Source organism: Micromonospora sp. HK10, from assembly GCF_000982955.1.
Lineage (GTDB): Bacteria > Actinomycetota > Actinomycetes > Mycobacteriales > Micromonosporaceae > Micromonospora.
In genome coordinates this window covers 1-11,325 of record NZ_KQ058748.1, presented here as the reverse complement: position 1 = coordinate 11,325, position 11,325 = coordinate 1, and the positions used below count along the sequence as shown (strand labels likewise).

The following is an 11,325-nucleotide window of genomic DNA, read 5'->3' as shown; positions in this document are numbered from 1 at the left end:
GCGCGGGCCACGGGCGGGCGCGACCGGCTAGCGCAGCGACCGGAACGCGGTACGCAGCTCGTCGCAGAGCAGCTGCGGCTGCTCCCAGGCGGCGAAGTGCCCGCCCCGGTCGAGCCTGTTGTAGTGGATCAGGTTGGGATAGGCCCGCTCCGCCCAGCTCCGCGGGGCCTCGTACAGCTCGTCGGGGAAGACGCTCACCGCGGCCGGGACCGAGATGTCCTTCGCGCCGAAGAAGGAGAGCTTGTTCTCCCAGTAGAGGCGGGCCGCCGAGACGCCCGTGTTGGTCAGCCAGAAGAGCGTGATGTTGTCGAGCAGGTCGTCCCGGGTGATGCCGCCCGGCTGGCCGGCGGCGGCCCGGCAGAACAGCTCCAGGCTGGCCGCGTCGTGGTCGAGCAGGAAGCTGGCCAGCGCCATGGGCGAATCCGCCAGGCCGGTCAGCGTCTCCGTCCGCGTCGCCATGATCAGCGCGTACGCGGAGTGCTTCCAGAAGAAGTCCAGCTGCTCGCAGGCCCGCTTCTCCTCGGCGGAGAGGCCGGCCGGCAGCGAGCCGAGCGCGTTGTTCGCCCCGGTGATGTCGGACTGGAACAGCGCGTCGAGGTCGGGCGGGACCGCGCTGGGCATGTTGGTGTGGATGCCGGCCAGTTGCGGCGGCGCCTGCACCCCCATGATGTTGGTGATCAGCGCCCCCCAGTCGCCGCCCTGCGCGACGAACCGGTCGTAGCCGAGGCGGGTCATCAGCTCCGTCCAGGCCCGGGCGATGCGTTCCGGGCCCCAGCCGGGCGCGCTCGGCTTGCCGGAGAAGCCGTAGCCGGGCATCGACGGGATCACCAGGTGGAAGGCGTCCGAGGCGGACCCGCCGTGCGCCGTCGGGTCGGTCAGCGGCCCGACGATCTTCAGCTGTTCGATCACCGAGCCGGGCCAGCCGTGGGTGACGATGAGCGGCAGCGCGTTGTCGTGCCGGGAGCGGACGTGGATGAAGTGGATGTCGAGCCCGTCGATCTCGGTGATGTAGTTCGGCAGGGCGTTCAACCGCGCCTCGACCTTGCGCCAGTCGTACTCCTTCTCCCAGTACCGGGCGAGCGCCTGGCTGGTCTCCAGCGGCACACCCTGCGACTGGTCGCCGACGGTCTGTTTCTCCGGCCAGCGGGTCGCCGCGATCCGGGACCGCAGGGCCTTGAGGTCGGCCTCGGGCACCTCGATCCGGAACGGGCGCAGGTCGGTGCTGGGGCGGGTCAGCGTCTTGACGGCCACGTGAGGTCTCCTTCTCGGTCGGGTTGCGGTCGGACGACGGCCGGGCCGGCCACTACGCGGCGTTCTCGCCGCGCCGCGGGAGCTTCCAGTCGGGTCGGACGAAGTGACAGGTGTAGCCGCCGGGGTTGCGCTCCAGGTAGTCCTGGTGCTCCGGCTCGGCCTCCCAGAACGGGCCGGCGGGGCTGACCTCGGTGACCACCTTGCCGGGCCAGAGGCCGGAGGCGTCGACGTCGGCGATGGTGTCCTCGGCGACCCGCCGCTGCTGCTCGTCGGTGTAGAAGATGGCCGACCGGTAGCTCAGGCCCACGTCGCCGCCCTGGCGGTTCTTGGTCGTCGGGTCGTGGACCTGGAAGAAGAACTCCAGGAGATCCCGGTAGGAGAGCTGGTCCGGATCGTAGTTGATCTCGATCGCCTCGGCGTGGGTGCCGTGGTTGCGGTAGGTCGCGTTCGGCACGTCGCCGCCGGTGTAGCCCACCCGGGTGGAGACCACCCCGGGGCGCTTGCGGATCAGGTCCTGCATGCCCCAGAAGCAGCCGCCCGCCAGAATCGCCTTCTCGGTCTTGTCGCTCATCGCTGCGTCCCCCGTCGGATGCTCAGCTGTCAGGACTCGCCCTCACGGGCCGAAGGTGAACACGTACGCGCGGAAGCCGGGCTGGTCGACCGCCAGGGTCAGCCGGTGGTCGGTCCGGCTCGCGCCGGCGACGAGCCGGAACATGGCGGCCCGGTCGATCCGCGCCACCGCGTCCGGGCCCACGTCGGCACCCCGCTCGTCGCCGATCGGGTCGCCGTCGAGCAGCACCCGGAGCGCGCCCGGGCCGGCGGGACCCGGATCGACGACGAGGTTCACCTCGCCGGCGTGGAAGGGCAGGGTCAGTTCACCGCTGCCATCCGCCAGTTCGACGTACTCCCCGGCGCTGCGCCAGTCGCCGGCGAGCGCGAAGGTGCCCGGCACGCCCCGGTCGGCGCCGAGGTACGTCTCCGGCGTGATGCCCAGGTAGGAGGGCTCGCCGGTGGTGGCGTACGCGGTCACCTCGGCGCTGACCGGCGGCAGCCGGATGCCCGGCGTCCGGATCGCCAGCAGGCGGCGCAGCTCCGACTCGACCCGCTCGTAGCTGCCCTCGCCGACCCACCGGTCGACCAGCCACCCGTCGCCGTCGAAGAGGTACTTCGCCGGCCAGGCGTCATTGCCGAGGGCGCGCCAGAAGGTGAACCCGTTGTCCAGCGCGACGGGATAGCTCAGGCCGTGGTCCCGGATCGCCCGGTCGATGTGCGCCGGGTCCCGACCGAACTCGAACTCGGGCGCGTGCACCCCGATGACGGTCAACCCCAGGTCCGCGTAGTCCCGGTGCCACGCCTTGACGTAGGGCGCCGTGCGGATCCAGTTGACGCAGGTGTACTCCCAGATGTCGATCAGGACCACCCGGCCGCGCAGGTCGTCGGGGGTCAGCGGCGGCGAGTTCACCCACCGCTCGACCGTCACGGGAGGCAGCTGCCGTCCCGTCATGGTCATCTCGGTCGGCCCACCTGCTGCGTCATGACGCCTCCTCCCCGGTCCGCCTCTCGGCGGGCCTGGCCTTCCCGTTCCGCCGGCGACCATGCCGGGCTACCCGACTCCGCGCCGGTCCGGGCCGGCGCCCGTCACCGGCGGGCGAGTTCGGCCTCCAGCCGCCGCACGAGCGTCTTGCGCGCCTTGCCCGCGCGCTCGCGGCGCAACGCGGCCCGCAACTGGCGGGTGTCCAGGCCGCGGACGAGCTTGACCGCCTCGGTGACCGGCAGCTCCGACATCCGCTCGGCCGACGTGACGTCCCGGCGCGCCCGGCTGGCCGGACCCGTGTTGGCCACGTACTGCTGCCCGGACCGGGACGCCCGCCGCTTCCGGGTGTCGGTCGCCCGCCGCTGCTCGCCGGAGAGCTGCTCCCATGCCCGTTTCGGAAGGTAACGGCTCGTTTCGCCGTTGTGGCGGGCCCGGGTGGAACCCTCCCGGGTCTGCCAGTCCTCGTTGCCCCACCGCTGCAGGGAGCGCTGCCGCTCGTCCTTCGGCCCCAGATAGCCGCCGCCGCGCCGCTGGTACTCCTGGGTGAGCAGCTGGGACTTGCGCGCCGACCACTGTCCGGGCCGGCCGCCCCGGTCCGACGCCCTGATCTCCGCCTTGAGCTGCTCCCGCAGCTCGGGCCTGGTGTACCGCGCCATGCCGGAGCGTTACCCCCGGCGGGGCCCGGCATGCGCCGGGACCGCGAATCAGCGGCGCCCACGGGCGAGCAGGGCCCGCAGGGCCGCGACGACCTCCGCCGGCACCGCCTCGGCCATGAAGTGGCCGGCCGAGGTGGTCCGGTGGTCGAGGTCGGGCGCCCAGGCCCGCCAGAGCCCCTCGGCGTCGTAGCCGAGCGCCGCACCCCAGTCCTGCTGGACCACCGTCACCGGCATCGCCAGGCGGTTGCCGGCGGCCCGGTCGGCCCGGTCGTGCTCGACGTCGATCCCGGCGGAGGCGCGGTAGTCCGCCACGATCGACGGGACCGCCGCCCGCGACGCCGCGAGGTACTCCGCCCGGATCTCGGCGGGGATGGCCCGCGGGTCACCGCCCCAGAGATCGAGGAAGTACCCGAAGAAGGCGTCCGCGCTGGCCCCGATGAGCTGCTCCGGCAGCCCGGGTGGCTGCGCCATCAGGTAGAGGTGGAAGGCGACCGCGGCGTCCGCGCCCCGCAGCACCTCCCACATGTCCAGGGTGGGCAGGACGTCGAGCGCCGCCAGGTGGGTGATCGTCTGCGGATGGTCGAGCCCGGCGCGGACCGCGACGAGCGCGCCCCGGTCGTGGCCGGCGAGGGCGAAACGCTCGTGGCCGAACTGCCGGGCCAGGGCCACCACGTCGGCCGCCATGGTGCGCTTCGCGTACGTGCCGGCGTCGTCCGCCGGCGGCTTGTCGCTCGCCCCGTAGCCGCGCAGGTCGGGGCAGATCACGGTGTGGTCGGTGGCCAGGTCGGCGGCGACGTGCCGCCACATGAGGTGCGTCTGCGGGAAGCCGTGCAGCAACACGATCGGGCTGCCGGCGCCGCCGACCGCCACGTTCAGCGTCACGGTCCCGTCGACCGTGACGCGCTGGTAGTCGAACCCGGAGATGGCCGTTGTCATCGTCGTCCCTTCTCGTAGCGTGAACCCGTCCAGCCTCGCCCGGGCCGATGAGCAACCGATGAGCGCGCTAGGTTGGCCAGGGCGGGAGAGGGTGGGTCGGTGCAGGTCACGGTCGGTGTGCTCGGGCCCGTCGTCGGCTGGGACGGCACCGGGGCGCGGCTGGACCTGAAAGGGCCGCGGCACCGCGCCGTGCTGGCCCGGCTCGTCGTCGCCCGCGGCCAGGTCGTCCCCGTCGACCGGCTCGTCGACGACCTGTGGCCGGCGCCACCGCCGGGCGCGGTGAGCGCCGTCCGGACCTTCGTGGCGGCGCTGCGGCGGGCGCTGGAACCCGACCGCCCGCCGCGGGAGCCGGCCCGGCTGCTGGTCACCGAGGGACCGGGGTACGCGCTGCGCGTGCCGCGCGACGCGGTGGACGCCTGGCGGTTCGAGGACGAGACGGCGGCCGCGACCGCCGGCCCGCCGTACGAGACGCTCGACCGGCTCGACCGGGCCCTCGGCTGGTGGCGCGGCCCCGCCTACGCCGACTTCGACGAGCCGTGGGCCCGGACCGAACGGTTCCGGCTGGAGCAGGTACGCCTCGACGCGGTCGAGCGCCTCGCCGGGGCGCGGCTGGCCGTCGGGCGGCCGGCGGACGTGGTCGCGGATCTGGACGCCCACGTGGCCGAGCATCCCTGGCGGGAGGAGGCCTGGCGGCTGCTCGCGCTCGCGCTGTACCGGGCCGGGCGGCAGGCGGACGCGCTCGGCGTGCTGCGCCGGGCCCGCGGCCTGCTCCGGGAGCAGCTCGGCATCGACCCGAGCCCGCGCCTGCGCCAGCTGGAAACCGACCTGCTGCGGCAGCGCGACCAGGCCGACGGCGGGCCGCCGGGTCCGGACCGGATCTGGGCGGACACCGCCGCCGCGTACCACCGGACCGTGGCCGCGGACTCGCGGGTCCGGCTCGAGTCGACGGTCGGCCTGCTGCGCTCCCTGGCCATGGCCGGGCCGGGCGGGCTGGAGGCCGCGCGCGGGCAGCGGCTCGCCGCGATCGCCGCGGCCGAACGGCTCGGCGACGCCGACCTCACCGCCCGGGTGATCGGCGGCTACGACGTACCGGCGATCTGGACCCGCTCGGACGACCCGGAGCAGGCGGCCGCGATCGTGGCGGCGGCCGAGCGGGCGCTCGGCGCGCTGCGCCCCGGCTCCGCCGACGCCACCCGGGCCCGGCTGCTCGCCACGGTCGCGGTGGAGTCCCGGGGCACGCCGGGACCGCGTGGCCGGACGGCGGCCCGGGAGGCGGAACGGATCGCGCGCCGGCTGGGCGATCCCGCCCTGCTGGCGTTCGCCCTCAACGGCACCTTCATGCAGTCCTTTCAGCGGGCCGGGCTCGCGCCGGAACGCGACGCGATCGGCGCCGAACTGGTGGCGCTCTCGGCCCGGCACGGCCTGCCGGCGTTCGAGATCCTGGGGCACCTGGTCCGGCTCCAGGCCCGCAGCGCGCTGGCCGACTTCGACGGCGCGGACGGGCACGCCGCCGCGGCCGACGGGCTCGCCCTGCGACACGAACGTCCCCTGGTCGGGGTGTTCACCCAGTGGTACCGGGCGCTGCGGTTGTCGGCGGCCGGCGAGCCGCCCGAGGTCGAGGAGGCCGCCTACCGGGAGGCGGCCGCCCGGCTGCCCGGCGCCGGCATGCCCGGCGTCGAGCGCGGCCTACTCCCGCTGGCCCTGCTCTGCCTGCGGCTGCGGCACCACCGGCCGGCCGACGCCGACGACGACACCGACTGGGGCCCGTACGCGCCCTGGACGCGACCGCTCGTGCTGCTGGCCCGGGAGCGCCCGGCCGACGCCGCCGCCGCGCTGCGGCAGGCCCCGGATCCGCCGCGCGACCTGCTGTACGAGGCGCTGTGGTGCCTGATCGCCCGCGCCGCGGTCGCGCTCGCCGACCGGCCGGCGATGCGGCGGGCGCGTGCCACGCTCGCCCCGGCGGCCGGCGAGCTGGCCGGCGCCGGCAGCGGCCTGCTCACCCTCGGGCCGGTCGCCGACGAGCTCGACCCGCTCGACGCGGCGCTCGGCCGGGCCTGAGCGGGTCGCCGCCGGGCGGTCGCCGGGCCGGTGCCGTTCCGCGTGTTGCCGCGGTTCGTCCCGCCGGACCGGGCAGAATCATGGGCCCTGGCAGGAGCGTGAGGTGCTGCCTCCGGAGGTGCCCGTTGTCGCGGAGTCCCGGCCGACTGGCCCGCTGGACGCTGCGCGGCGTGCTCCTGGCCGGCGGCGTCCTCGGCGCGTGGGGCCTGTACGACGCCGCCGCGGGCGACGCGGCCCGGGCGGTCGAGCCGGCGCCCCCGGCCGGGGCCGGCGACCACGGCGCCACCGCCGGCGACCCGGCCCGGGTGGTCGAGCCGGCGCCCCCGCCCGTGCTCCGCGACCTGCTCCACGGCACCGCCCGGGTCGTCGGCGGCCTGCTGGTCCGGACCGGTGACCGGCCGGCGGGCCCGGCCGACGGGCACCACCCGCCCGGAGACGCGGCCGACCCCGGGGCACCCGGTCCCGACCGCCCACGCGGAAACGCGGCCGACCCCGGGGGACCCGGTCCCGACCGCCCGCCCGGAGATGCGGCCGACCCCGGTGGGCCCGGCCCCGACCGCCCGTCCGCGGGCCGGAGCGACGCGCCCGACCCTGACGTGACCGGCCCTCACCGCTCGCCCGCGGGCCGGAGCGACGCGCCCGACCCTGACGTGACCAGCCCTCACCGCCCGCCCGCGGGCCGGAGCGAAGCGCCCGACCCAGAGGTGGCCGACGCGGGCCGCGCGCCGAGGGCCGACCCGGCGGCCGGCGGCCGGTCGCGCGTCGCCGAGGCGGTCGACCCGCTGACCCGGTCGGTCGTGACGCTGGCCTCCCCCGTCGTACGACCGATCACCGGGTCGCGGCTGCTGGCGCCGGTCGCCGAGCTGATCCGACCGGTGACCGGGCCGATCGTCCAGGTGCTGCCGCCCGTGCTGGATCCGGTGCTCGAACTGACCCGGCCGATCCTCGGCCCACCCGCCGCAGCCCCGGCCCCCGACCCCGTTCCCGCTCCCGGTCCCGGTCCCGGTCCCGACGCTCCCGCGCCCGCCGGCGACGCGGCGGCGAACGATCCACCGGCCGTCGCCGCCCGCCCCGGCACGCCGACCGGGCTGGCCGACGCCAGCGCGCCGTCCCTTGTCGCGCCGCGCCCGGTGGCGGCCCGCGACGCGGGCGCCCCGGCGGGAGCGGCCCGCACGCGGGCACCCCGATCCGACGAACCAGGCCCCGTCCCCGCGGTTGCCCCGGGCGCCCCGGCCAGCACGGCCGGCGCCGGCCCGGCCACCAGCGGGGCCGTCCCGGCCGACGCCTGCCCCCGTTCCTGGTCCCCCGGGCTGCGGCTGATCGGCTGCCGTCCGGCCCTCGGCCACCGGCTCGCCGGCCGTTCCGGCCGACCGGACCCCAGACCCGCCTGACCGCCCGCGCCGGGCAGCGGCCGACGGCCGGGCCAGCCCCGGCGAGCCGACCGGCCAGACCGGTACGCGCCGGATCCGGCCGCCGTCACCTCGCTCGGCCGCGCCGGTAGCCGGCCGTGCGGACGGTCCAGCCGCCGAGCCGCACCGCGCCCGAGGCCCCCTCGGGCCCACCCACCTGCCCACGCCGGCCCGTGCCGGCGTACCGCACTCACCTCCGGTCGCCGCCACAGGGCGCGACCGGCAGGCGCCGTGCCGCTGACGCGATGACGCCCACGCCGGTGCACCGCGTCGCGCATCCCGTACGCGAACCGACCGCACCCGCCGTCAGGAGAAACCCGTGCCTCACCTCCCGGCTGTCCGCCGCGCCCAGTGGCGCGACGTCACCGACATCGTCCCGCTCGTCGCCGACCCGTTCGCCGCCAGCGCCCTCGGCGCGTGGCTCGTACCCGACGAGCGCCGCCGCCGGAGCGTGCTCACCGCCGTCATCCGGGTCTGGATCGAACACGCCCTGCTCTCCGGCGAGGCGTACCTGCTGCACGACCGTTCCGCGGTCGCCGTCTGGCTGCACCGGTACGGGGTCGTACCCGCGCCCGAGGGGTACGGCCGCCGGCTCGCCGTCGCCTGCGCCGGCCACCTCGACCGCTTCCTGAGCCTCGACGACGTGCTGCACGCGCACCGCCCGGCCGGCCCGCACCATCACCTGGCCTTCTTCGCGGTCGCGCCGAGTCCGAACCGGATCAGACGTGCCGGCACCCTGCTCGCCGCCAGCAACGCCCGGATGGGACAGGCGCTGCTCCCCACCTACGCCGAGGCGACCACCGCCCCCGAGCGGGACCTCTACGCCCGCCACGGCTACCTGGCCCGGGACCCGTTCGCGCTGCCCGGCGGCGGCACCGCCTATCCGATGTGGCGGAACCCGGGCCGCCGGCAACCTGGTCGTGCGCTGACCAGACCGGCGATCTGCCCGTACGCGGCGACCTCCGCGTAGCGGGGCACCGGGCGGGATCACGACCACCCGGTGACCCGCCGGTCGGGACAGAGCGCCCGCGTGCGGCGGGCCGGCCCGGACCGGGCCGGCCCGCCGCCGAACCGGACAGCGGCACCGGGCGGCCCGTGCGCCAGGCCCGTCAGCGACAGTGGCCGGGCCGCCCCCGAGCCGGCCAGCGACAGTGGCCCGGCCGGCGCCGAGCTGGCCGGCGACAGTGGCCGGTCCGATGTCGAGCCGGTCAGCGGCAGTGGCCGATCCGATGTCGGATGCGGCGGGGGCACGAGGTCGAGAATGGACCGACCGCTGGCGGCTGCCGCGGCACCGGGATCGGGGACGGCGGGATCGGTCGCCGGTACGGTCATGATCACCGAACGGGGGTCGGGTGGTCGTAAACTGAGCGCCGGTCCTCAGGGTCCTGACGGTGGACGGCAGGAGGTGGCCGCGGTGCCGGATCGCAGCTGGCGGTGGCGGTGGGCCGGCCGCGCGCTGTTCGCGGTGATCGTGGTCGGCCTGGTGGTGTATCTGGCCCGGGTGGGCTGGGACCAGGCCGACAAGCGGGCCAGCAGCATCGGCGCGGTGCTGGCGTTGCTGGCGTTGGGGGCGCCGTATCTGCTGCCCTCGACAGGAGGTGGTGTGGTGCTGGCGGAACCGGAGCGGGTCGAGGATTCCGGCACGGCCGAGGCGACCGGTGGTGGTCGGGCCAACACCGGTGTGGACAGCGTGGACGGTGCCGAGCGGCCAGCACGGGTCGTCCGCTCCGGGGATGCGCGCGCGGACGGGCCGGGCTCGGTGGCCAACACCGGCATCGTGCGCCGGCCCCGACCGTGACGGCCGAGGACACCTCCGCGCGGCGGGCACCGGACGCGGTCCGCGTCAGCGGCTCCGGTGACGCGTCGGCCGACCGCGGTGGTGTCGCCAACCCCGGCGTCATCATCGGCGATGTCACGACGAACTATCACGACCACCGGCCACGCCCGGCGCCGGTGTGGCCGGTGCTGGTGGGGCAGCCTCCCGCGCTGGCCTCGGCGTTCCAACCCCGGGCGGCGCTGCGGGACAGCGTCGTCGCCGCCCGCCGCCACGGCGACGATGTCGTGCTGGCCCAGCGCGGCGGGCGCGCGGGTACGCAGGTGCTGACCGGTGGCGGCGGCGTGGGCAAGTCACAGCTGGCGGCGTGGTTCGCCCGGCAGACGATCGACGCGCGCAGCACGGACCTGGTGGTGTGGGTCGACGCCACCAGCCCCGATCAGATCATCACCGGGTACGCGCGGGCCGCGGTGAAGGCCGGCGTGCCGGGCGCGGACGGCACCGACCCGGGCGCCGACGCGGCCGCGTTGCTGGAGTGGCTGCACACCACCGAGCGCAGCTGGCTGGTGGTGCTCGACGACGTCGGTGACCCCGGCGAGGTGGCCCGGTGGTGGCCGCCGCAGCGGCCGGGCGGATGGACCCTGGCCACCACCCGGCTGCAGGATTCCACCCTGACCGGCTCCGGCCGCCAACAGATCAACGTCGACGTGTACACCCCGGCCGAATCGGTGGCGTACCTGAGCCAGCGGCTCACCGAGGCCAGCTGTGCCCATCTGCTCGACGGCCAGGTGGCGAGCCTGACCGCCGCGGTGGGGCAGCTGCCGCTGGCGTTGGCGCACGCCGCCGCATACATGATCAACCAAGAGCGGGATTGTGCCGCCTACCTCGCCGACTACCGCAGCGGTGCCCAGCGGCTGGCCGACCTCATGCCGGCCGGCGCCGACCCCGATGCCTACGGCCGGCCGGTGGCCGTCACCCTGTTGCTCGCCCTCGACGCCGCCGACCGGGCCGAACCGGCCGGGCTGGCCCGGCCGGCCCTGGCGCTGGCCGCCCGGTACGACCCGGCGGGGCACCCCGACGCACTGTGGGCCACCCCCGCCGTCACGACCTACCTGTCCACCCACCGCGACGGCCCTCCGGTCACCGGCGAGCAGGCCCGCCGGGTGCTGCGGCTGCTGCACCGCTACGGGCTGCTGACCCACACCCCGGGCGACGCGGCCCGCGCCGTGCGCGTCCACGCCCTGACCGCCCGCGCCATGCGCGAGACCACCGGCCTCGACGCTGCCGTGGTCGCCCACGCGGCCGCCGACGCGCTGCTGCAGTTGTGGCGGGACGGCGACCACGCCAGCATCCCCCTCGCCACCGCACTGCGCGCCAACGCCACCGTCCTGGCCGACCATGCCGGGGACCTGCTCTGGCACCCCGACGCGCATCCGCTGCTGTACCGGGCCGGTTGGAGCCTGCTCGATGCCGGGCTGCACACCACCGCCGAGACCTATTGGGCGCACATGACCAGGCAGGCCGGACGGTTGCTCGGCGCGGAGCACCCGGACACGGTCAGCGCCCGCGCCAGCCTGGCCGCGTCCCACCGGCAGGCGGGTCGCACCGCCGACGCGATCGCCCTCGAAGAGGAGGTGCTCGCCGACCGGCTGCGGCTGCTCGGCACGGAACACCCGCACACCTTGAGCGCCCGCGCCAACCTGGCCG

General features: G+C 76.2%; 10 protein-coding genes. 5 read left to right on the top strand and 5 right to left on the bottom strand.

Going from position 1 to position 11,325, the window contains the following annotated elements; translation table 11 throughout:
• Positions 1-27: 27 nt before the first annotated feature.
• From LQ51_RS09265 to LQ51_RS09245, 5 genes are all read right to left on the bottom strand, one after another.
• Positions 28-1,251: an epoxide hydrolase family protein gene (locus LQ51_RS09265; RefSeq protein ID WP_046564300.1), complete on the bottom strand. Its 1,224-nt coding sequence runs from the start codon at positions 1,249-1,251 to the stop codon at positions 28-30.
• 52 nt (positions 1,252-1,303) lie between these two features.
• Positions 1,304-1,822 carry a peptide-methionine (S)-S-oxide reductase MsrA gene (gene msrA / locus LQ51_RS09260; protein ID WP_046564299.1) on the bottom strand — a complete coding sequence of 173 codons (519 nt, stop codon included), beginning with the start codon at positions 1,820-1,822 and terminating at the stop codon, positions 1,304-1,306.
• Positions 1,823-1,864: 42 nt separating this feature from the next.
• Positions 1,865-2,761, bottom strand: a complete 897-nt coding sequence (locus tag LQ51_RS09255; RefSeq protein WP_231605625.1) for a redoxin family protein — start codon at positions 2,759-2,761, stop codon at positions 1,865-1,867.
• Between the two features lie 128 nt (positions 2,762-2,889).
• Complete coding sequence (locus LQ51_RS09250) at positions 2,890-3,441, bottom strand: DUF5872 domain-containing protein (protein ID WP_046564298.1); 552 nt, start codon at positions 3,439-3,441, stop codon at positions 2,890-2,892.
• 48 nt (positions 3,442-3,489) lie between these two features.
• Positions 3,490-4,377, bottom strand: coding sequence for an alpha/beta fold hydrolase (locus LQ51_RS09245; protein ID WP_046564297.1), 888 nt, complete (start codon positions 4,375-4,377; stop codon positions 3,490-3,492).
• Positions 4,378-4,476: 99 nt separating this feature from the next.
• On the opposite strand from LQ51_RS09245, the gene LQ51_RS09240 reads away from it, so the two are divergent.
• From LQ51_RS09240 to LQ51_RS09215, 5 genes are all read left to right on the top strand, one after another.
• On the top strand, positions 4,477-6,435 hold the full coding sequence (locus tag LQ51_RS09240) for an AfsR/SARP family transcriptional regulator (protein WP_046564296.1): 1,959 nt from the start codon (positions 4,477-4,479) through the stop codon (positions 6,433-6,435).
• 125 nt (positions 6,436-6,560) lie between these two features.
• Positions 6,561-7,826 carry a hypothetical protein gene (locus tag LQ51_RS09235; RefSeq protein ID WP_156313017.1) on the top strand — a complete coding sequence of 422 codons (1,266 nt, stop codon included), beginning with the start codon at positions 6,561-6,563 and terminating at the stop codon, positions 7,824-7,826.
• A gap of 337 nt (positions 7,827-8,163) precedes the next feature.
• Positions 8,164-8,814, top strand: a complete 651-nt coding sequence (locus tag LQ51_RS09230; RefSeq protein WP_046564294.1) for a hypothetical protein — start codon at positions 8,164-8,166, stop codon at positions 8,812-8,814.
• 444 nt (positions 8,815-9,258) lie between these two features.
• Positions 9,259-9,642 (top strand): hypothetical protein, encoded by a 384-nt coding sequence (locus LQ51_RS09220; RefSeq protein WP_156313016.1) that lies wholly within the window; start codon positions 9,259-9,261, stop codon positions 9,640-9,642.
• Positions 9,639-11,325 (top strand): tetratricopeptide repeat protein (locus LQ51_RS09215; RefSeq protein ID WP_082159334.1); only part of this gene is annotated, 1,687 nt, incomplete at its 3' end. The genes LQ51_RS09220 and LQ51_RS09215, both read left to right, overlap by 4 nt.

Excerpts from the sequence above, each read along its gene's own strand:
- LQ51_RS09250 (WP_046564298.1), bottom strand. The coding sequence starts at position 3,441 with ATGGCGCGGTACACCAGGCCCGAGCTGCGGGAGCAGCTCAAGGCGGAG.
- msrA (WP_046564299.1), bottom strand. The coding sequence starts at position 1,822 with ATGAGCGACAAGACCGAGAAGGCGATTCTGGCGGGCGGCTGCTTCTGG.
- LQ51_RS09245 (WP_046564297.1), bottom strand. The coding sequence starts at position 4,377 with ATGACAACGGCCATCTCCGGGTTCGACTACCAGCGCGTCACGGTCGAC.
- LQ51_RS09255 (WP_231605625.1), bottom strand. The coding sequence starts at position 2,761 with ATGACCATGACGGGACGGCAGCTGCCTCCCGTGACGGTCGAGCGGTGG.